The organism is Paenibacillus helianthi (assembly GCF_001909055.1).
Taxonomy (GTDB): Bacteria; Bacillota; Bacilli; order Paenibacillales; family Paenibacillaceae; genus Paenibacillus_AQ; species Paenibacillus_AQ helianthi.
Genome location: NZ_LVWI01000047.1, coordinates 64,673 through 84,816 on the forward strand (window position 1 = coordinate 64,673; position 20,144 = coordinate 84,816).

19 protein-coding genes are annotated in these 20,144 nt (G+C 52.2%); 16 read left to right on the forward strand and 3 right to left on the reverse strand.

Going from position 1 to position 20,144, the window contains the following annotated elements:
- Positions 1 to 100: 100 nt before the first annotated feature.
- From A3844_RS17715 to A3844_RS17725, 3 genes are all read left to right on the forward strand, one after another.
- Entirely contained in the window at positions 101 to 1,468 is a 1,368-nt protein-coding gene (locus A3844_RS17715) for a TrkH family potassium uptake protein (protein ID WP_074108086.1), read from the forward strand.
- Positions 1,469 to 1,483: 15 nt separating this feature from the next.
- Positions 1,484 to 2,155, forward strand: coding sequence for a potassium channel family protein (locus A3844_RS17720; protein ID WP_074087152.1), 672 nt, complete (start codon positions 1,484 to 1,486; stop codon positions 2,153 to 2,155).
- 464 nt (positions 2,156 to 2,619) lie between these two features.
- Entirely contained in the window at positions 2,620 to 3,060 is a 441-nt protein-coding gene (locus A3844_RS17725; protein WP_074103019.1) for a cell wall hydrolase, read from the forward strand.
- Between the two features lie 556 nt (positions 3,061 to 3,616).
- Here A3844_RS17725 and A3844_RS17730 read toward each other — a convergent pair.
- On the reverse strand, positions 3,617 to 4,516 hold the full coding sequence (locus A3844_RS17730) for a LysR family transcriptional regulator (protein ID WP_074084062.1): 900 nt from the start codon (positions 4,514 to 4,516) through the stop codon (positions 3,617 to 3,619).
- Between the two features lie 616 nt (positions 4,517 to 5,132).
- Between A3844_RS17730 and A3844_RS17735 the strand changes: the two genes are divergently transcribed.
- The 8 genes from A3844_RS17735 (at position 5,133) to A3844_RS17770 (ending at position 12,849) form a co-directional block, all read left to right on the forward strand.
- Positions 5,133 to 5,798: a succinate dehydrogenase cytochrome b558 subunit gene (locus A3844_RS17735; protein ID WP_074108092.1), complete on the forward strand. Its 666-nt coding sequence runs from the start codon at positions 5,133 to 5,135 to the stop codon at positions 5,796 to 5,798.
- Positions 5,799 to 5,889: 91 nt separating this feature from the next.
- The gene (sdhA, locus tag A3844_RS17740) at positions 5,890 to 7,632 is read left to right on the forward strand and encodes a succinate dehydrogenase flavoprotein subunit (RefSeq protein WP_074084063.1); all 1,743 of its coding nucleotides are present in this window, start codon (positions 5,890 to 5,892) and stop codon (positions 7,630 to 7,632) included.
- A 68-nt stretch (positions 7,633 to 7,700) separates the two neighbouring features.
- Positions 7,701 to 8,465, forward strand: coding sequence for a succinate dehydrogenase iron-sulfur subunit (gene sdhB / locus A3844_RS17745; RefSeq protein ID WP_074084064.1), 765 nt, complete (start codon positions 7,701 to 7,703; stop codon positions 8,463 to 8,465).
- Positions 8,466 to 8,741: 276 nt separating this feature from the next.
- The gene (locus A3844_RS17750; RefSeq protein WP_167374695.1) at positions 8,742 to 9,530 is read left to right on the forward strand and encodes a DUF3891 family protein; all 789 of its coding nucleotides are present in this window, start codon (positions 8,742 to 8,744) and stop codon (positions 9,528 to 9,530) included.
- A gap of 43 nt (positions 9,531 to 9,573) precedes the next feature.
- Positions 9,574 to 10,311: an ion channel gene (locus A3844_RS17755; RefSeq protein WP_074108088.1), complete on the forward strand. Its 738-nt coding sequence runs from the start codon at positions 9,574 to 9,576 to the stop codon at positions 10,309 to 10,311.
- Positions 10,312 to 10,355: 44 nt separating this feature from the next.
- Positions 10,356 to 11,291 (forward strand): metallophosphoesterase, encoded by a 936-nt coding sequence (locus tag A3844_RS17760; RefSeq protein WP_074108089.1) that lies wholly within the window; start codon positions 10,356 to 10,358, stop codon positions 11,289 to 11,291.
- A 36-nt stretch (positions 11,292 to 11,327) separates the two neighbouring features.
- Positions 11,328 to 11,870: a GNAT family N-acetyltransferase gene (locus tag A3844_RS17765; protein WP_074084067.1), complete on the forward strand. Its 543-nt coding sequence runs from the start codon at positions 11,328 to 11,330 to the stop codon at positions 11,868 to 11,870.
- A gap of 241 nt (positions 11,871 to 12,111) precedes the next feature.
- Positions 12,112 to 12,849, forward strand: coding sequence for an NADPH-dependent oxidoreductase (locus tag A3844_RS17770; protein ID WP_244169793.1), 738 nt, complete (start codon positions 12,112 to 12,114; stop codon positions 12,847 to 12,849).
- Positions 12,850 to 12,948: 99 nt separating this feature from the next.
- Here the strand turns inward: A3844_RS17770 and A3844_RS17775 are convergent, their stop codons facing one another.
- On the reverse strand, positions 12,949 to 13,761 hold the full coding sequence (locus A3844_RS17775) for a histidinol-phosphatase (RefSeq protein ID WP_074108090.1): 813 nt from the start codon (positions 13,759 to 13,761) through the stop codon (positions 12,949 to 12,951).
- Positions 13,762 to 13,889: 128 nt separating this feature from the next.
- Positions 13,890 to 14,792: a LysR family transcriptional regulator gene (locus A3844_RS17780; RefSeq protein ID WP_074084071.1), complete on the reverse strand. Its 903-nt coding sequence runs from the start codon at positions 14,790 to 14,792 to the stop codon at positions 13,890 to 13,892.
- Between the two features lie 342 nt (positions 14,793 to 15,134).
- Here A3844_RS17780 and A3844_RS17785 point away from each other — a divergent pair, with 342 nt between their 5' ends.
- From A3844_RS17785 to A3844_RS17805, 5 genes are all read left to right on the forward strand, one after another.
- Positions 15,135 to 15,590: a chemotaxis protein CheX gene (locus tag A3844_RS17785; protein WP_074084072.1), complete on the forward strand. Its 456-nt coding sequence runs from the start codon at positions 15,135 to 15,137 to the stop codon at positions 15,588 to 15,590.
- 27 nt (positions 15,591 to 15,617) lie between these two features.
- Positions 15,618 to 16,394 carry an SDR family NAD(P)-dependent oxidoreductase gene (locus A3844_RS17790; protein WP_074084073.1) on the forward strand — a complete coding sequence of 259 codons (777 nt, stop codon included), beginning with the start codon at positions 15,618 to 15,620 and terminating at the stop codon, positions 16,392 to 16,394.
- A 104-nt stretch (positions 16,395 to 16,498) separates the two neighbouring features.
- Positions 16,499 to 17,980 (forward strand): DEAD/DEAH box helicase, encoded by a 1,482-nt coding sequence (locus tag A3844_RS17795; protein ID WP_074084074.1) that lies wholly within the window; start codon positions 16,499 to 16,501, stop codon positions 17,978 to 17,980.
- Positions 17,977 to 18,723 carry an ABC transporter ATP-binding protein gene (locus A3844_RS17800; protein WP_074084075.1) on the forward strand — a complete coding sequence of 249 codons (747 nt, stop codon included), beginning with the start codon at positions 17,977 to 17,979 and terminating at the stop codon, positions 18,721 to 18,723. Before A3844_RS17795 ends, A3844_RS17800 begins: the two co-directional genes overlap by 4 nt.
- 1 nt (position 18,724) lies before the next feature.
- Complete coding sequence (locus A3844_RS17805; protein WP_074108091.1) at positions 18,725 to 19,942, forward strand: ABC transporter permease; 1,218 nt, start codon at positions 18,725 to 18,727, stop codon at positions 19,940 to 19,942.
- Positions 19,943 to 20,144: the final 202 nt, after the last annotated feature.

The following is a 20,144-nucleotide window of genomic DNA, read 5'->3' on the forward strand; positions in this document are numbered from 1 at the left end:
TACAATAGCAAGAGCAGGAATGATGGATATAAAATGAACCTTTGTGAAGTTGGGTAATAACGATTATAATTTGTATGTTTATTACGTAAGTTGCGAAAGGATGAGATGGTTGGCTTCACCCATTCCAAAAATTACAAATTTCAGATTTCTGAAGCTGTCTCCGCCGCAGATTCTGGTGCTTGGCTTTGCTGCCGTCATTCTGACCGGGACCTTGCTTCTGATGCTTCCGATGTCGAGTACATCAGGAGTATCGCTCAAATTCATTGATGCATTGTTTACTGCAACCTCGGCTACCTGTGTCACCGGGCTTGTGGTGGTGGATACAGGTACGTATTTCACTGTGTTTGGACAAATTGTAATCATGCTGCTTATTCAAGTCGGGGGATTAGGGTTCATGACGATGGCGACCCTGTTCGCCCTGGTGCTGAAACGCAGAATCTCCTTGCGTGACCGGCTGATTCTTCAGGAAGCCATGAATCAGAGCTCCATGGAAGGCATTGTACGGCTGATCCGCAAGGTGCTCATCTATTCACTCGTCATTGAAGCCGCGGCTGCAGCTATACTCTCATTGCGCTGGGCATTTGATATGCCGCTGGGGCGTGCTGTCTACTTTGGTATTTTTCATGCGGTATCGATGTTCAATAATGCGGGGTTTGATATCTTTGGAGACTACCGAAGCTTGACTGGATATGTAAACGACCCTATTGTCAACTTTGTGGTCATGTTCCTTATCATTTCCGGGGGTATCGGTTTCATCGTAATGTCAGATTTGGTGGAATTTCGGCACACGCGCAGGTTGTCTCTCCACAGCAAGGTGGTTCTGTCGATGACGGCGGCGCTGATTTTACTTGGAGCAGTTGTTATTTTTGTATTTGAATTCACCAATTCCCGGACCATGGGGCCGCTGAGCTTCGGGGGTAAAATCTGGGCTGCCTTCTTTCAATCCGTCACCCCGCGTACAGCGGGAGCGAATACATTGGACATTGGCAGTCTTCGTCAGGCCTCACAATTTTTCATCGTCATCCTGATGTTCATCGGTGCTTCACCAGGCTCCACAGGCGGGGGTATCAAGACTACGACCTTCACCCTGATGATCGGTGCAGTAATCTCAATGCTGCGCGGCCGCGAGGATATTGTCTTATTCCGCTACCGGCTTGCACAGGAAAGGGTGTTCAAGGCGCTGACGATTACGCTACTGGCGCTTCTATTGGTTGTGTCTGTGTCCATGATACTGTCAACCACGGAGGATCGGGCGTTTCTTATGATACTGTTCGAGACTACCTCCGCTTTCGCTACAGTGGGCCTCAGCATGGGGCTTACGCCGGAGTTGAGCCAGTTTGGTAAAATCCTGATCAGTCTGACCATGTTCGCCGGACGGCTTGGGCTTCTAACACTGGCGTATGCAATTGGGCCGAAACAGGGTAAGCAATTATATAAATACCCGGAAGGCAAAATGATAATTGGATAAGGAGTTACGGACATTATGAAAGCACAGCAGTTTGTCATCATCGGTCTTGGCCGCTTCGGCTCAAGCCTTGCCCTGGAACTAATGGCCATGGGCTATGAAGTGCTCGGTATTGACCATTATGAGGAACGCGTAGAGGAAATGAGCGGCCAGCTGACCCATGCCGTCGTTGCGGATGCCACGGATGAGGGGATCATGCGCTCACTGGGTGTGCGCAACTTCGACTGCGGCATTGTGGCGATTGGCGATAACATGGAGCGGAGCATTCTGGCGGCGATTCTGCTGAAAGAACTGGGTGTGAAGCAAGTGGTGGCCAAGGCGATTTCGATCCTTCACGGACGGGCCTTGTCCAAGCTTGGTGTAGACCGGGTGATTTTTCCTGAACGGGATATGGGTATTCGTGTCGCTCATCAGCTGACTACGCCCAACCTGCTGGACTATATCGAGCTCTCCAAAGATTACAAGGTGGTTGAGCTGACTGTTCCCGCCTGTATGGATGGTAAGAGCCTCTCTGAGCTCAACACGCGGGCCAAATACGGCTGCAGCATTATTGCCCTGAACCGGGAAGACGGTGTAATTGTCGCCCCGACAGCCCATGACCATGTGCATCAGGGGGATATTATGGTGGTTATCGGTTCCAATGCAAGCATAGTGGAGTTCGAGGACGAAGCGGTGAATGTGGAGCTGTGAGCTACTACTACTATAGGTTATGTTAAACGATAGAAACACAAACAAACGCCCGGATACGCATCCGGGCGTTTGTTTGTGTTTGGAGCGAGGTAAGGGTGATGAATATCCGTGAGTAGGCATCTTTGATATTGGCGGAATTTACTTTGTCATTGTGTAGTCCGTAGCCCCAAGATTGCATTTTGCCGCCAGCCTGATAATGGCCTGCGATACACATTCCCGACTGCATCTACATCAGGACTCGCTGTCAGGAGAAAATAAAGTTCTCTACTGAAAATAAAGGAATAGACTTGGCAAATATAAATGTAGACTGGGAAAATAAAATATGGGACTGACGATGCTTCATTAAGCTGACGGGCAGAAGAGTGTGGTGGAACGGCTGTTTATTATCGCTCTCTCTTTTGCCAGAGTAACACATCCGCTTCACCTACAATATGATAAGTCTAGAAATCTAAAGAGGTGAGCCAATGGCAGTCGTAAAATCCAGGAAACAGGATATTGATATGTTGGCAAGGTTGCTTCGAGCTGAAGCTGAGACCGAAGGGGAAATGGGCATGCTCCTTGTTGGAAATGTTGGCATTAACCGAATAAGAGCGAATTGCTCCGATTTTACAGGAATCCGGACAATTCCACAAATGATCAACCAGCCGCATGCATTCGAAGCGTTACAACATGGTATGTACTATCAAAACGCAAGAGACAGGGAACGCCGTCTGGCGCAGAGGGCTGTGAATGGGGAGCGGAATTGGCCAGGCGAATTCTCCCTATGGTATTTCCGTCCAGGATCGTTCGAAAATCCCGGACCATGTCCGCCAACTTGGTATGATCAGCCGTTCGTAGGACGATGGAAGAAGCACTGTTTTTATCAACCGACCGTGGAAGAATGTGAAAATATATATAATACGTAAATGAAAAGAGCTCTTAGGATCTCTTAACTTGACCTGTCACAGCCATGTGTCGGTTGACAAGAACTTTATCCCATTAAGTGCCGCGTAAATCGCGGCTTCTTTGGGTTTAGTGGAATAAAAGTTGTTGTCACGGTCATTATTCGGAAACTATACCCACGTGACAGGCCGTCCGATGTCGGATTACAAGAACATTAGCCGAATGAAGTCTGCTTGAATTGCGGGCTTTATTTATTACCGGATCAAGCTTTTGTCATTTGTTAATGTCAAGAACATTGTCCGATTGCCGACGAGCTTTGCCGGTCGGCAGCCTGTTTATCGAACGGGAAAGAAAGTTAAAAAAAGGAAAATCACGATGGGTAGAGAATAAGTTGTTGTCGGGTTAGAGATTGAACTAACGGGGAACTTTAGTTCAATGAAACAGCGACAGTCTTTGACGTTATTATCTCGTCCTTGGCTGTCGCTGTTTCATTTTCTAAGGTCAGTCTAAAACTATATCTTCTGTTAACACTCGCAATTTCCCCCTTCTGCACTCAACTGCAGGCGCAGCAAGGCATCGCTATTCCCGTCCCGGCAAGAACACTGCTTCAGTTACCTGCACGAGGCAGCGTGCAGCCGTGCTCAAGCTCCCGTTACTTGGATAGATCAGACATGTCGTCCGTTGGGTCTGCTCCAGCTCCTTGATGTGCAGCGAGACCAGCCCGCCGCCGTTCAGCAGCTCGGAGCGCAGATAGGATTTCGGCAGCAGTGCCGCGGCTTTGATCGTTGGCAGCAGCCGGACGATCGCCTCGAAGGAGTCGATCTCCATACGCACATCGGGATCGGTACCGCTGCGCTGAAACAGCTCGTCGGTCATACGGCGGTACCATGTGCCCTTGGAGAAGAGGATCATCGGCAGCCGGGAGAGGTCACTCATGGTCAGCTTCGCAGACAGAGCCAGCGGGTGATGCTCCGAGACAACCAGACGGAGCTGATCCTCGAACAGAGGGATACAGCGCAGACCCGGCTCCTGAGTGGAGGACGCGATAATTCCGAGATCGGACCTGCCTTCGCTGACCGAGGAGACGATCTCATGCGTCTTGCCGGTGATCAGCTTCAGCTCGGCTGCCGGATATTTCTCCATGTAGGCGTTCACCAGCGGCGGCAGTGTGGTCTGGAGTGTAGTTAGGCTGGCACCGAGTGTTACAAGCTGCGGTTCCCCTTCCTTGAACTTCGATAGCGCTTCCAGAAATTTGGAACGCTGCTGCCTTTGCTCCAGCGCATAGGTATAAGTAAGGCGCCCTACCTCCGTCAGCTCCAGCCGCTTGCCGAACCGGTTGAAGAGTGCAACGCCGAGCCGTTCCTCCAGCTTGGAGATTTTGCGGGAGAGGGCGGGCTGGGACAAATTGAGCTGGCGCGAAGCCCGGTTCAGGCTGGAATGCTCCACGACGGCAGCAAAAATATCCAGATCATCAAACATAAGCGCTCCTCCTAAAAGTTTTGTGAGCATAACATCCTGAATCCTCTTCGTACAAAACTTACTTCGTAAGCATAAACCCTAGTTTTGTGAGCATAACATCCTGAATCCTCTTCGTACAAAACCCGCTTCGTAAGCATAGACTTAGTTTTGTGAGCATAACATCCTGAATCCTCTTCGTACAAAACCCGCTTCGTAAGCATAAACTTAGTTTTGTGCCAAATCCCGAGAATTCAGTTTTTATGGAAAGTGATAAATGACATATCCGTTATAAGGAAGTATCCTTTGCCAGCAAGGGATAGCAAGGCTTTTCCAGTAATTATCACGTTCTAAATGAGAGTTATTATCACATTAAAAATATTCTTATGCGTTTATTGTATAACGTTTAATAATTAGATTGCAATTCCCTTATAAGAGAAAAAGGAGTAACATGAAAAGTGACACAAGATATTCACATATTGTGAAACATACAGCAAAGTCCGGGAAAACAATGAATAGCGGTGAAAAAAGACAATTTACGGGCTTTTCGAATCCTGATGCCCCCTGTTTCAACTGTACTCCCGGCGGTGTATGCTCATTAATGAAAACGCTGTTTTATATCGGAAAGGGGACACTTTGCATGAGAGGATTTTATTCCAGAAAGATTCATTCCTTGCTTGGCGTTATCCCGCTCGGGTTCTTTTTCCTGGAGCACATGCTGACGAATTTCTCGGCAGTAGAGGGAGGCGCTTCCGGTTTCACGGACAGCGTGTTATGGCTGAACAGCCTGCCGCTCGTCTTCTTCCTGGAATTGTTCGGCATATGGCTTCCGCTGCTGTACCACGGGGTCTACGGGCTGTATATTGCTTATCAATCCAAGCCAAACCTGAACCGTTTCAATCTTGAACGGAACTGGCGGTATACGCTGCAGCGGATTAGCGGAGTGATCACCTTCATTTTCATTGTCTGGCATCTGTACGAAACACGGTTTCAGGTGGCGGTCGGCAAGGTGGAGCACGAAGAGCTTGGCGGTGTCATGCATAACATCGTAACCCAGCCTCTGCTGCTGGCTGTGTATATTATCGGTATCCTGGCAGCCTGCTTCCACTTTTCGAACGGTCTCTGGTCGTTCCTGATCAGCTGGGGCATTACTGTGGGGCCGCGTTCCCAAAGAGTATCTTCCGTAATCTGCCTGGGTCTTTTCGTGATTGTCAGCTTCATGTTCCTGTTCTCCCTGGTCACCTTCCGTGATGATGAGTTCCAGGCTACGGCTTCGGCTGTACAGTCGCTGCGCAGTCTGATTTAAAAGAAATATAGAAAGTGCGTCCATCTTTGGACGAACCTTAGGATGTAATATACGGGTAGAAATTCCGCATAACAATTAGGAGGGAACAATCATGGCATCAGCCGATATCATTATCGTGGGCGGAGGGCTTGCCGGCCTGATGGCTACCATCAAGGCGGCGGAATCCGGCGCGCATGTACATTTATTCTCCCTTGTTCCTGTCAAAAGATCGCACTCGGTCTGCGCGCAAGGCGGCATTAACGGTGCGGTGAATACCAAAGGCGAGGGTGACTCGCCCTGGGAGCATTTTGACGACACTGTATACGGCGGTGACTTTCTCGCCAACCAGCCTCCGGTCAAAGCCATGTGCGAAGCAGCACCGGGCATCATCCATCTGATGGACCGGATGGGCGTTATGTTCAACCGCACCCCGGAGGGGCTGCTTGACTTCCGCCGGTTCGGAGGCACGAAGCGGCACCGGACAGCCTTTGCGGGTGCGACAACCGGCCAGCAGCTGCTGTATGCACTGGATGAGCAGGTCCGGCGCTGGGAGGCTGAAGGCATGGTCACCAAAAGCGAGAACTGGGAATTCCTCTCGGTGATCCTGGATGACGAGCGGGTATGCCGCGGCATCAGTGCCCAGAATCTGAAGACGATGGAGATTCAGACCTTCCCGGCAGATGCGGTGATTCTGGCGAGCGGCGGTCCGGGAATTATTTTCGGCAAAACAACGAACTCGGTCATCAACACCGGAACGGCTGCCAGCGCTGTCTACCAGCAGGGTGTACATTACGCCAACGGCGAATTCATTCAGATCCATCCGACCGCAATTCCCGGCGATGACAAGCTGCGGCTGATGTCTGAGTCGGCGCGCGGCGAAGGCGGACGCATCTGGACCTACAAGGACGGCAAGCCGTGGTACTTCCTGGAGGAGAAATATCCTTCTTACGGGAATCTGGTGCCGCGCGACATTGCTACCCGGGAGATTTTTAACGTATGTGTGGATCAGGGGCTTGGCATTAACGGTGAGAACATGGTGTACCTGGATCTCTCCCACAAAGACCCGAAGGAGCTGGATGTGAAGCTGGGCGGCATTATCGAAATCTATGAGAAATTCATGGGCGATGATCCCCGCAAAATCCCAATGAAAATCTTCCCGGCTGTGCATTACTCAATGGGCGGCATGTGGGTCGACTATAACCAAATGACCAATATTCCCGGGCTGTTTGCGGCAGGGGAATGCGAATACCAATATCACGGTGCGAACCGGCTCGGCGCGAACTCACTTGTATCTGCGATCTACGGCGGCATGGTTTCGGGGCCGAAGGCTGTTGAATATATTAAAGGGCTCAAGAAATCGGTACAGGACATTTCCTCTACCGTCTTTGACACCTTCCATAAGACGCAGACGGATAAATATGAGTCTCTGCTGGCGATGTCCGGCACAGAGAATGCCTATGTCATCCACAAGGAGCTGGGCGAATGGATGACCGCCAATATGACGGTCGTACGCGAGAACAAGAAGCTTGAATCGACCATCAGCAAAATCAAAGAGCTGAAAGAGCGTTACCGCAGCATCAACATGAATGATACCTCTCGCTGGAATAACCAGGGCGTAGCCTTCACCCGCCAGCTATGGAACATGCTGGAGCTGTCCGAGGCCATGACCCTCGGGGCCCTGCTGCGTAACGAGAGTCGCGGTGCGCACTATAAGCCGGAATTCCCGACACGTAATGATGAGGAGTTCCTGAAGACCACCAAAGCCAGTTGGACAGCAGAAGGTCCGCAAATCTCCTATGAAGCGGTGGACGTGTCACTGATCCCTCCACGGGTGCGTGATTACTCGAAGGATTGACCTGCGGTGAAGTATACGAAGCGATTTCATAGTTGCAATGCTCACAAAACTTTTAGGAGGTAACAGATATGGCGGAAACGGCTGCAGCTCCCAAAAACGTAAAGTTTATCATTACCCGCCAGGACGAACCGGAAACGGCCCCGTATACGGAAGAGTTCGAGCTGGCGTACCGTCCGGGGATGAATGTAATCAGTGCTCTGATGGAAATTCAGCGCAACCCGGTCAATGCCGGAGGCGCCAGCACGGTTCCGGTCTGCTGGGAATCCAACTGTCTGGAAGAAGTATGCGGCGCCTGCTCGATGGTAATCAACGGCAAGCCGCGCCAGGCCTGTGCTGCGCTTATTGATAATCTGGAACAGCCCGTGCGTATCGAGCCGATGAAGACCTTCCCTGTGGTCCGTGACCTGGTGATTGACCGCAGCCGGATGTTTAACGCGCTCAAACGGGTTAAGGCTTGGATTCCTATTGACGGCACCTACGATCTGGGTCCGGGCCCGCGTATGCCGGAGAAGAAGCGCCAGTGGGCCTATGAGCTGTCCAAGTGCATGACCTGCGGTGTCTGCCTGGAAGCCTGTCCGAATGTCAATGAGAAGACCAATTTCATCGGTCCGGCGGCCATTTCTCAGGTCCGTCTGTTCAACGCCCACCCTACGGGCGAGATGAACGCCGACGAGCGTCTGGATGCCCTGATGGAAGACGGAGGCATCGACGGCTGCGGTAACTCACAGAACTGCGTACGGGCCTGCCCGAAAGGCATCCCGCTGACGACTTCGATTGCCGAGATCAACAAGCAGACTACCAAGCATATGTTCAAACGCTGGCTGGGTGTGTAGGATTAGACAGCCCACCTTATGTATATCAAAGCTGTAAAAAGCTAAAGACACAGTACATCTCCGGGTTAGCGGAGATGTGCTGTGTTTTGCTTTGGAAGTAATTAATTGTTTCTTTCCTGCCGCAAAACGGGTACATTTTTACACAGTCCTACAGGAATGATTCAGTTTACAAGGATCGGTATCAGGTCTTGGATTCCAATAAATATAGGTGGATATGTTATAATCTCACTAGTCGATGCAACACTCAGACAGTGGATAAACCAGGGAGGTATGACAGTGATTTGTCGTGAACAGGACGGATATTTGGTAATGCTGAGGCAGCATGAGCACGGTCTGCTGGCCGGCAAATTTGCAGAATGGTTCAAGGAACAGCATGTTCCGGCGGAAGGACGCCGTGCAGAGGTGCTGCGGGCAGTCAGCAATCATGACCGGGGCTGGATCGATCTCGATGAGACCCCTTTCTGGAATGATGCGGAGGGTGCGCCGTATACCTTTATGGATTTTCCGCTTGTGCCGAAGCTAACCTTCTATAGACGGGGACTGGACGAGATTGAAGCGGACACTCCATACGGTGCATTACTATGCAGCTCACATTATGAGCGGCTGATCGAGGTGTCAGGGGAGGACTGCCCGGAGCTTACCGCCTACCTGAAGCACGAGGAGGACCGCCGGGCACGCATCCATCGTCTCCTGGAGAACAGCAAGCCGCTCGCAGAGGGCGAATTGTATTATGATGCCAGATTGCTGCAGTTCTGCGATGACCTCTCCCTTTATCTGGGTCTTAGTGAGCCGGGAACCCCGAAATCGGAGGAGCATCCCTGGTTCCGTGACGGATTCTCGGGAAGTGAGGACTTCAGCTTCACCTCCGGACGCCTGATTTCAGCGGAGTGGCAGGACAAGACTACGCTCCTGCTGGATCCTTTTCCATTCACAGAGAACGTCGAGGTGAGTTTCAAGCTGCGCCGGGTCTCCAAAAAGGATGTGGAGCGCAAAGGAATCGCCCTTGCCTTCAGCGGCACCCCCGAAGAAGAATGCCGGATTACTGTGGCCAGCAAGCCGGAATAGGCCGCGTTGTTGACATGGAACCGGGAACAGGAGTGTTATGCCCATGGCATGGTGGATGTGGACCCTCAATATAGCTGTAATTGTTATGATCTCATGGTGGTTTTACCGGATGAAGCTGAGCCGGATGGGAAAAGGAGTGCTCTTGATCCCGATTCTGATCTATACGCTGATCTCCGCCGAAGATCTTCTGAACTGGATTGATCTTCACACGATTTTGCCCGGGGACCAGGGAATGCGTGCACTGATCCTAATTGTTGCCCTGGCATCCATGTTGTTCTATGTGCTCTTTATTTTTCACGAAATCAAGGAATCCAACAGCAAAGAGGTCAGGATGCAGGAGACGCTCGTGCGTATCAGTATTGCAGCATTCACCTGCATTATTTTTTTCACTGTCGTATATACATCCATATATAAGCTGTTTGGACATTCCTCCTTTGATGGAAATGGACTAGGCGAAGATTTGCTCAGCCAGCTGATTACCTTCCTCTATTTCAGTGTAGCCACTTTCACAACGGTCGGGTACGGAGATGTAGCCCCGGTGGACAATACCTCGCGCCTTGTGGTTGTCATGCAGATCAGCTTCAGCTTCATCACCGTGGCTTATGCGTTATCCATGCTGGGGTTGTTCCGCAAGATTCTGGGCCCGGGTTCGGAAGAGGAGATCGAGGCAGAGATTGATGTGAATATTGAATCAGAGGTTGAAGAAAAGGTAGAGGAGGCTAAGGAGGAGATTCAGGAAGAAGAGGATGAGGAATCTTCCCGCTCCAAGCCCGCCCATTAATCTTCTTCCCCGACAATTATCCTGCATGAAAGGAGAACCTCTCTATGAATAAAAAACAGTCTGGGGCTTCTCCGGGCCTCATGGCAGCTACTACAGAAGACAGCACCCGGCACAGTGCTCCTCCCCTGCAAACAGGCGGTGGCCGCAAAATCACCCGCCGCCAGTTCCTCGCAAGGGGAGCAGCTACCGTAATTGGGGCAGGTCTGGTCACCAGCGGCTACGCCTGGCAGGGGGAGCCTAACTGGCTGGACATCACCCGGCTGGAATTGTCCTTTAAGAATCTTCCGTCCGCTTTTGCCGGCACGCGGCTGGTTCATTTCAGTGATGTGCATTTGGGTTTTAACAAGGATGTACATGATCTGAAACGGCTCGCTGGACATATCAAGGAGGCCCAGCCGGACATTATCTGCTTCACTGGCGATATTGTGGACAGCTATGCCGAGGATCTGAAGGAGTCCGTACCGATTCTCGCAGAGATGAGTGCACCGCTTGGCAAATATGCAATCCTGGGCAATCATGATTATAAGAATACAGAGCTGCTTACCCGTCTGCTGAACGATGCCGGCTTCCGCGTGCTGCGGAATCAATCGTATCTGATACAGCAGGGGGGCGCGACTATAGCGGTTACAGGAATTGACGACATGCTGCATGGCAAGCCTGATCCCCAGGCTGCCCTGAAGGGTGTTCCTGAGGATATGTTCACGCTGCTCATGATGCATGAGCCGGATTATGCAGATACGGCAGAAGCATATCCTTTCCATCTCCAATTGTCCGGTCACAGTCATGGCGGGCAGATCCGCCTGCCCTTTCTGGGTGCGGCATACACGCCATACGGAGGCAACAAGTACATAAGCGGTTTGTATTATACGGAGAAGAAGCGAATGCCCGTGTATGTGAACAGGGGGGTTGGCGAAACCTATATGCCATTCCGGTTCATGTGCAGGCCTGAACTCACCATTTTCACCCTGCGGCGCGCGTAGTACAAACAAGGTCCCGGCATAGAAAAGGAGAAGCCCATGAGCACTTTCGATACGGTATTATCCATGGCACGGCAAGGTGAAAAAGTTGAACTAAAGACGATGCCATCTACCGATGCCGGGGTGCTGAGTGCGCTGCTGATGCATCCGGAAGTGAAGCCTCATATTCTGCTGCGCCATGGGGACAGTTCACCGCATACCTATCTGGAGAAGCTGGTGACCCGGATGTTGTATGCCTTTGACCCTTGCGCACTTCATGCCGGGATTTATGTCAGAGGACGGCACGAACTGATTGGAACAGCCTCGCTGCAGAACTGGAACCGTTATGAGAACAAGGCTGTCCTTGGCTATATACTGAATCCGTTATGGTGGGGGCAGGGACTCGCCACTGAAGCGGTCGGGCTGCTGCTGGATTACGCCATCCAGGAGCTGGGAGTTCAGAAGATCGAGGGACGCTGCCGTGGCGACAACCTCAGGTCAGAGCGTGTCATGATCAAGAACGGGTTAACTCTGGAGCGAATCCTCCCTATGCCGGGCAGTTCAGGGGATGTAATGAAAGTATTCACATTGTTACACAAATGAAATAATGCCGTTATGAAACTCTAACAGTGTCCGGTTAAACTAAGTACATGACCCCCTTTTGAAAATATAAATGCTGTTGGGACCCGATGATTCGGGTCCATTTTTTTGTGCTGATTCTCCTTGGCACCGTTATCGGGAATATAGAGCAGCTTGGCCAAGACTGGCGGCTTCCCGGGCAATTAGGATATGATGGTCTGTATACAGCAGCAATAGACCAGGAGGTTATCATCCTTTGAACGAAGTGATCCGAACATTAATGAACCACCGCTCCTTCCGGCAGTATCATGAGCAGCCCGTGGAGCCGGAGAAGCTAAAAACCATTATTGAAGCTGCCCAGGCAGCCCCGTCCTGGGTTCACGGTCAGCAGGTATCCATCATTGCCGTGCGGAGCGAAGAGCGCCGCAAGCAGCTTGCGGTGCTGAGCGGGAATCAGAAGCATGTGGCGGAAGCACCGGTATTTTTAGTGTTTTGCATGGATTTTTACCGGGCCAAAGTGGCAAGTGAGCTGGAAGGACAATCCTTTGAGGCCGCAAGGGACGTGGATGCTCTGCTAGTAGGCGCAACGGATGTGGGCATTGCCTTATCCAATGCCATTGCTGCAGCGGAGTCGCTGGGGCTGGGCATCATCCCGATAGGCGGGGTTCGCCGCCATACAGCGGAGGTGATAGAGCTTCTGCAACTGCCGGAATATGTATTCCCGATTGTCGGGCTGTGTGTCGGCTACCCTGCCGGGGAGCTGCCGAAGAAGCCAAGGCTACCTATGGAAGCTGTTCTTCATGAGGAACGGTACAATCCGGAGGTGAAGGGCCTGATTGAAGAATACAATCTGACCCACCGCAAGTTCCTGAATTCCCAGGGGTTGACGGAGAGGGATTGGAGCAGCACTATAGCCCACTTCTACACCCTCAATCCCCAGTATGGGGATGCACAGCATACGCTGAAGCAGCAGGGCTTCAACTGCGATAATCTGACCAAATAACAAAATGCACCACAGCCACTCACGATAGACGGCAGCAGTCGTCCATCATGTTCAGGGCTGGGTGCTTTTTTTTGTAGCTATAGTATACCTTATGCTGAACTATTGGAGCGGCACGGATATTTTCTCCTTCTGTTTGAAGTATACCCAATGGTCGAACCCGATTTCCTTAAGCCTGGCCATCACAGCTTCATGCTGCTCAGCAACGCGTGAAGGCTTATGCGCATCGGAGCCAAAGGTGACTTCTACGCCGTAATGCAGCGCCCGCGACAGGATATCATCCGAGGGGTACCATCCGCCGCATAGCTTGGTGCTTCCAGAGGTGTTGATCTCAATAGCGATGCCGCATTCCCCGATCACGCGCAGGCATTCATCGATTTCAGCAGTTGCGGGGATATCCGAGAACTGTGGAAAATTACCCTTCATGGCATCAATGTGACCGAGGATCTGGAACATTCCGCTGCGTGCAGAGGCGGTAATCAGCCGGTAGTACTCAGCCTTGCTGGCAATCTTCCCTTTCTGGTCCAGGCCTTTCCAGCGGCCTTTATTGAAAATGCTCACCCCGCCCACATTGTGAACCGAGCCGATGATGTAATCAAACGGATAAGCCGACAAGGTACGGCGGTACAGCTCTGCATGTTCTGGGAAGTAGTCCGATTCGATGCCTAACAGAACATCAATAGTGCCTGCATATTCTTTTTGCAGGGCCAGCACCTCTTCTACATATTGCGCAAGTTCGGATTTGGCCATGGCTATATGGGGAAAAGCCTGCTCTGACGGACTGCCGAAGTAAGGGGTATGATCAGAAATGCCGATCACATCGAGCCCCGCGGCAATTCCGGCTTCAATATAATCCCTGATCGTTCCGTCAGCGTGGCCGCAGCGGAAATGATGGGTATGCAGGTCGAATTTCATGGATAGAACATCTCCTTAGGCCAAATTAGCGGAAGTAAACTTCAGAAGTATAGTCTTCACTTCGCGGGGGGATTTTATCGGGTGTCCGGGGCACCTGCAAAGTTCGGAATACCTTCACATTGCGGGGCTCACTCTGACCCGATAAATTGAGCTTCCGGCATCCCCTTGAGGTCGCTTAGAAACTGCCGCATGGCTGAGTTGACGTATTTCCCTGATTTTGTGATTACGCCTACAGGATGAGTGACCTCAAGCTCAATAATCGGCACGATCTTAAGGGTGCCATTACGCACCTCAGCCGATACCGACTGCTTGGAAATTACCGCCGCGCCAAGATCCAGCTCCACCATCCGTTTGACTTCTTCACTGCTGGTCAGTTCCATAATAACCTGCGGCTGGATGCCATGCTTGGCGAACACATCATCCGCGAATCTACGGCCGACTGTGTCTGGCGAGAGCAGGATGAGCGGGGTATTGCGAAGCGCTTCAATTCCGGCCGATTTGACCTGTGCGAGAGGATGACGGGGAGAAACTACTAATTCAAAGGTGTCATAGTAGAGTACAGAGGTTGTCATTCCCGGACTTCTGCCGATCAAGTAGCCGATACCGACATCGACCAGGCCGTTCTCCACATGCTGATAAATTTGTGACGAGGACATGGACGAAATGGAAGTTTTGATATGCGGGAACTGGTCCTGAAAATAAGAAAGGATTCGCGGCAGAATCTGAATGGCAATCGAGGTGGTCGTACCGAGTATAATATGCCCCTGGGGATTCTCATCCAAATCTGCAAGGCGCTGCTTAAGCTCATCGACGATGCTTACAATCTGTTCCGCGTGTGACAGAAATACCTGTCCCCTGTCTGTCAGGGTTACCGGCTGGTTCCGGTCTACGAGCTGAGTTTTGAACTCTTCTTCAAGGCTTTTGATCTGCGCTGATACCGCCGGCTGGGTCAAATTAAGCAGTTCACCCGCCTTGCGGAAGCTCATGGTTTTGGAGATGGTAATCAGCGTCTCAAGCTGGCTGATATTCATGGACGTACCCCCTTTTGGCCTGATGACGGATGCCGCCTTTTGTTTATAGGATAATAAAAAATGCTTTTCACAGGACCCGGGAGCCCTCTTATGGAGTAGGGTTATGAATATGGATGACGCTGCCTTTTCTATACCTATCTTACGCCGGATGTCGGCATTTGATTAAATTATAGGAGATAACCTCCGGCAGGGCAATGTTACCCGGAAAACTATCTTCATAATTCCTTCGACAAGACCATTAATTTTTGGTGAATAATACCGATATATGAAGTATAATAAATCATTATTACTTAGGACTTTTGGTACATGACTAAAGCCTGGTAGAGGGGGGACAGCACTTTCATGAAAGCAGAAGTAATCAATCCGTTTTTAGAATCTGCAAGAATTGTTATTGAACAGGTGATACAGGTCTCGCCATCCACCGGTAATCTGGGCATAAAGGACATTGAACTGATTGATAATCATATATGGATACAGGTGGGAATGACAGGTCAACTGAGCGGGAACATTATTTTTGGGATCGCTGAACAGGTAGCGCTCAAGATCGTGTCGGCCATGATGGGTGGCTATGTGATTACGGAGATGGACGAGATGGGCCAGAGTGCGATTTCGGAACTGGGCAACATGATCAGCGGCAACGCCAGCACCATTTTGTCGAATCAGGGGGTAGCCGTAGATATTACTCCGCCGAAGCTGATGAAGACAGACGGCATGTCGGTAATGCCGCGCAAAGCGCTGAGCATTCCGCTCTTAATGGAAGGCATCGGAGAGCTTGATATTCAGGTAATGATCTCTTAGTTAGACAATTGGAGCTGAACTTCATTCATGGTATTACAAGACAAGGTGGTTGTTATTACAGGAGCTTCGAGCGGGATTGGAGCGCTGACGGCCCAGATGCTCAGCAAGCGTGGGGCTGTGCCTATCCTGCTGGCCCGTTCGGAGGACAAGCTGAAAGAAACTGCGGCCGGTATCCCGGGCGTTTTTGGCCTGTATATCTGTGACGTTACCGATGAGGAGCAGGTAGTGAAGACCTTTGCGGACATCCTTAGCACATATGGCAGAATTGATGTTTTGCTGAATAATGCCGGCTATGGAAAATTCGCTTCATTTACCGAGATGGAGTCCCGCGAATTCGATGAGATGATGGATGTAAATTACATGGGCATCGTACGGTGTACCAAGGCTGTAGTCCCGCATATGCTGGAACGGGGAAGCGGACAGATTGTTAATGTGGCGTCGATGGCCGGCAAAATCGGCACGGCACGGTCCGTTGCTTATAGCGCAACCAAACACGCTGTGCTGGGCTTCACGAATGCGCTGCGTCAGGAGCTGCGCCAGCAGGGAATCATCGTCTCGGCAGTCAATCCGGGACCGATTGCTACAGAGTTCTTCCGTACAGCTGACCCTTCCGGCAGCTATGAGAAAAGTGTCGCCCGGATTATGATGACACCGGAACATGTGGCCAAGAGGATCGTGAAGCTGATCGAGAAAGGGAAGGAAGAGATTGATCTTCCCGGCTTCGCGGCATGGGGGATCCGCTTTTATGGTCTTTTCCCCCGTCTGGCGGACAAGCTTACCTACAATATGATGAACCGGAAATAATAACAATGGCTTTAGAATGGATCAAACGGCCCTCCATTTGGTGGAGAGGCCTTTTTGGCATATAATGAACATATTATCTCAAACGAAAAGGATGAATTACAATTATGAATAAAGCTTCTTTTGCGGCCATCGGGATCCAGGAAGACCTCGTTGCCCGATTGTCGGAATTCGGCATTCAAGATCCATCCCCTGTTCAGGAGCAGACCATTCCTCTGCTGCTGGAGGGAAGAGATGTGCTTGCCGCATCCCAGACAGGGACCGGTAAGACGCTGGCGTACCTGCTGCCGCTGCTCCAGGGAATTCATCCCGAGCAGAAAGGGATGCAGAAGCTGGTGCTGGCACCTACGCAGGAGCTGGCGATGCAGATTCTCCGCGAGGCGGAACGTTATGGGGCTCATCGTGGCATCAAGGTGATGGGTCTGATCGGAGGTGCTGCGATCAAGCGCCAGATTGATAAGCTGCGTGAGCATCCGCATCTTGTTGTGGGTACCCCCGGACGCATCCGGGAGCTGATTGGTCTGCGTAAGCTGAAGATGCATGAGGTGACCACGATTGTCATCGATGAAGCGGACCAGATGTTCCAGCTCAGCGGAGCAGGCGAGGTGGCGAAGATCGTCAGCAGCGCGCTGCGTACGCGTCAATTGGTCATGCTGTCCGCGACCATCGGACCGGAGACGAAGGCACTTGCAGCACGGGAGATGAAGAACCCGGCTGAAGTCGGCATTGATCCGGGGGTCATGACCGCGCAGAGCCTTGAGCATCACTACGTGGTCAGCGAGGAACGTAATAAAATAGATATGCTGCGCCGTGTGATCCGCCATTACAACCCGGATCGGGCGATTGTGTTCGTCAATGCCACCGACGATATCGCTGAGGTGACTGCGAAGCTGAACCATCTGGGTCTGACGGCAGCCGCATTATACGGCGATGCGGATAAGGTGACGCGCAGCAATGTGCTGGCCCGCTTCCGTGACGGCAAATTCCGTGTGCTGGTGGCCAGCGACGTGGCCGCCCGGGGTCTGGATATTGAGAATCTGACGCTGGTCGTCAGCTTCGATCCGGCCTTCGACTCGGAGCACTATGTGCACCGGGCCGGGCGTACAGGCCGCATGGGACGCCGCGGCCTGTCCGTAACGATCGTCACGGAGCAGCAGACGTTCATCATGCGCAAGTTCGCCAAGGAGCTGGACATCCAGCTGGAGGAGAAGGAAATGGTAGGCGGCAAGGTACGCGCCGCCGATGAGGCCCGCAGCGAGTACCGCGGCGGGACGGATTCGGGACGCCGTGAGGGCAGCAGCCCGCGCGCGGACGGATCTGCGGCGCGCAGCAGCAAGCCGCAGGTGCGGACTTCGGCAGCGGGAGGCCCGGCCTCCGCAGCCGGGATACAAGCACCGCAGCCGGGTACGGCAGCGGGCTTCGATGAGCGGCGCGATCAGCAGCGCCGCAGCCCGGGTTCCGCCGCAGGGGCCCGGAGCGGCGCTCCTGCAAGCAAGGCGCGCAGCAGTGCGGAGCGCGAGAAGAACCGCAAGAATAAGGGAGCGCCCAAATGGCTGAAAGACAAAACCCCGAGAGGTGATGGTCAATGAATACTGCCCCCGTACTGCAAATTACGGGCTTAAGCGGAGGATACAGCCTGAACAAGCCGGTGCTTCATGATATCGGCCTTCAGGTGCAGCCTGGAGAAATGGTCGGGCTGATCGGATTGAACGGAGCAGGCAAAAGCACGACGATGAAGCATATTCTGGGCCTGATGTCACCGCATAAAGGCGAGATCACCGTCCAGGGCAAGACCCGGAGCAGTGATCCGGAAGCCTATCATGGAGCACTGTCATTTGTACCGGAATCGCCGCTGCTCTACGAGGAAATGACGGTCCGAGAGCATGTCGAATTTACCGCCAGGGCTTACGGCGTGGACCGCAGCGATTATGAATCCCGCAGCAGCCAGCTGGCCGCACTCTTTAATATGGAAGACAAGATGGATACCCTGTCCTCGCATTTATCCAAGGGCATGAAGCAGAAAGTCATGATTATGTGCGCTTTCGTGGCACGTCCGGCACTGTATGTGATTGACGAGCCTTTTCTGGGGCTGGATCCGCTGGGCATCCGTTCCCTGCTCGATTTCATGCTGGATCTGAAGAAATCCGGGGCTTCCATTCTGCTAAGCTCCCATATTCTTTCCACCATTGAGAATTACTGCGACCGCTTCATTGTCCTGCACCGCGGCCAGGTGATCGCGGAGGGTACGCTGGCGGAAATGACCGCGGCTGCCGGGCTGCAGGGATTGAATCTGGAGCAGCTGTTCTACGAATTGGTTCAAGGAGGGAAATGATATGGATTTGAAGGAGCTGCGCCGGCAGCGGCGCAGCCGGTTCACCGGGAGCCTGATTCCTTACATGGGTTATATCATTCAGAGCGGTGTAGCCATGCTGTTCCTGCTGGTGTTAATTATCTTCTCGGCCTGGTACACTTCACTACTCCGTGATATTCCGGCAGGCATTCCAATCCGCTGGATCATGCTGATTTTCCTTCTGCCTGCGGTAGCCCACAGCAGCTTCAGGACGTATCTGCAGAGTCCTGACACCATCTTTTTGCTGCCGCAGGGGCACCGGATGAAGGAATATTTCGCTCCAGCCTGGGTTGCCGGGAATGTCTGGAAGATTCTGCGGCTGGCCTTCGTGCTGATTACACTGTGGCCCCTCTACATACGCACGGATGATTCTCATCAAATGCTGTTTGCCACACTTGTTGTCCTGATCCTGGTGAAGCTGCTGGCAAGCTTTGGTCTGTGGCGGGAGCTTACCATGCTGTCCCGTCCGGCATCTCTTGGGTATAACCTGCTGCGCTGGGCTGTCTCTGGGCTGATGATTGCCGCATGGCTGTGGCAACCCTCTCTGCGTGCGCTGATCTTCATCGTGATTCTGGCCTCAGCCTATCTGGCGGCGCTGGCGGTTCCCGGACGGCACTCCGTTCCCTGGGAACGCCTCATTGCTACCGAACGCAATCAGGGTGCGATAGCGCTGATGATTCTGGGCTGGTTCGTGGATGTGCCGGGACGGGAGCAGCGGGTTTATGTCCGGCGTTATTTGTCCAAATGGGGCGGGGGCATCTCATGGCGGCGTAGTACCGCCTACCGCTTCCTCCTGACTAAAAGCTTCGCCCGGGGCGACATCTTCGGCATTGTGTTGCGAATCGCAGTTCTGTCGTTGCTGCTGGTCTGGTGGAACCGGGGCAGTTATGTGGGTAGCGGCATTTATCTGTTTTTCCTGTTCATCATGGGCGTGCAGCTGTCAGCGCTGCGTAAGCTGCACAGTGAGTCGTTCTGGCTGACCGTCTATCCTCTGCCGGAGGGCAGCAAGGCAAGCAGTACGATTCAGTTCATTTTCCGCGCGCATTTACTGCTGGCTGTGCTGACCGGTCTGCCATTCCTGACCGCGGTTGTAGAGCGTCCACTGCCTGTAATCGGCACCTTTCTTGCCGGCGGGCTGCTGGCCTATCTCTTCAAAACCCGTGCTTCCCGCAAAGCTGCGCAGGAGGACGACGACATTTAGAGAGGTTGAACTTGGAACTTGATGAAGCGGTTTATTATTCCAAATGGAATAAGGATCACTAAATGAGCTCATTTGGCCATGAAATATCCCATGTGGGAAAAAGGATCACTAATTCTGCTGAAAAAGGCCATATTGGATGATTCTGTATGAATTAGGTGGACAAACTTTTTAGCCCCCTAATCCATTTGGACACTTTTAACCA

What these genes read in the sequence shown, in the direction of transcription:
- A3844_RS17715 (WP_074108086.1), top strand. Translation starts at nt 101, where the DNA reads ATGAGATGGTTGGCTTCACCCATTCCAAAAATTACAAATTTCAGATTT.
- A3844_RS17720 (WP_074087152.1), top strand. Translation starts at nt 1,484, where the DNA reads ATGAAAGCACAGCAGTTTGTCATCATCGGTCTTGGCCGCTTCGGCTCA.
- A3844_RS17725 (WP_074103019.1), top strand. Translation starts at nt 2,620, where the DNA reads ATGGCAGTCGTAAAATCCAGGAAACAGGATATTGATATGTTGGCAAGG.
- A3844_RS17730 (WP_074084062.1), bottom strand. Translation starts at nt 4,516, where the DNA reads ATGTTTGATGATCTGGATATTTTTGCTGCCGTCGTGGAGCATTCCAGC.
- A3844_RS17735 (WP_074108092.1), top strand. Translation starts at nt 5,133, where the DNA reads ATGAGAGGATTTTATTCCAGAAAGATTCATTCCTTGCTTGGCGTTATC.
- sdhA (WP_074084063.1), top strand. Translation starts at nt 5,890, where the DNA reads ATGGCATCAGCCGATATCATTATCGTGGGCGGAGGGCTTGCCGGCCTG.
- sdhB (WP_074084064.1), top strand. Translation starts at nt 7,701, where the DNA reads ATGGCGGAAACGGCTGCAGCTCCCAAAAACGTAAAGTTTATCATTACC.
- A3844_RS17755 (WP_074108088.1), top strand. Translation starts at nt 9,574, where the DNA reads ATGGCATGGTGGATGTGGACCCTCAATATAGCTGTAATTGTTATGATC.
- A3844_RS17760 (WP_074108089.1), top strand. Translation starts at nt 10,356, where the DNA reads ATGAATAAAAAACAGTCTGGGGCTTCTCCGGGCCTCATGGCAGCTACT.
- A3844_RS17765 (WP_074084067.1), top strand. Translation starts at nt 11,328, where the DNA reads ATGAGCACTTTCGATACGGTATTATCCATGGCACGGCAAGGTGAAAAA.
- A3844_RS17775 (WP_074108090.1), bottom strand. Translation starts at nt 13,761, where the DNA reads ATGAAATTCGACCTGCATACCCATCATTTCCGCTGCGGCCACGCTGAC.
- A3844_RS17780 (WP_074084071.1), bottom strand. Translation starts at nt 14,792, where the DNA reads ATGAATATCAGCCAGCTTGAGACGCTGATTACCATCTCCAAAACCATG.
- A3844_RS17785 (WP_074084072.1), top strand. Translation starts at nt 15,135, where the DNA reads ATGAAAGCAGAAGTAATCAATCCGTTTTTAGAATCTGCAAGAATTGTT.
- A3844_RS17790 (WP_074084073.1), top strand. Translation starts at nt 15,618, where the DNA reads ATGGTATTACAAGACAAGGTGGTTGTTATTACAGGAGCTTCGAGCGGG.
- A3844_RS17795 (WP_074084074.1), top strand. Translation starts at nt 16,499, where the DNA reads ATGAATAAAGCTTCTTTTGCGGCCATCGGGATCCAGGAAGACCTCGTT.
- A3844_RS17800 (WP_074084075.1), top strand. Translation starts at nt 17,977, where the DNA reads ATGAATACTGCCCCCGTACTGCAAATTACGGGCTTAAGCGGAGGATAC.
- A3844_RS17805 (WP_074108091.1), top strand. Translation starts at nt 18,725, where the DNA reads ATGGATTTGAAGGAGCTGCGCCGGCAGCGGCGCAGCCGGTTCACCGGG.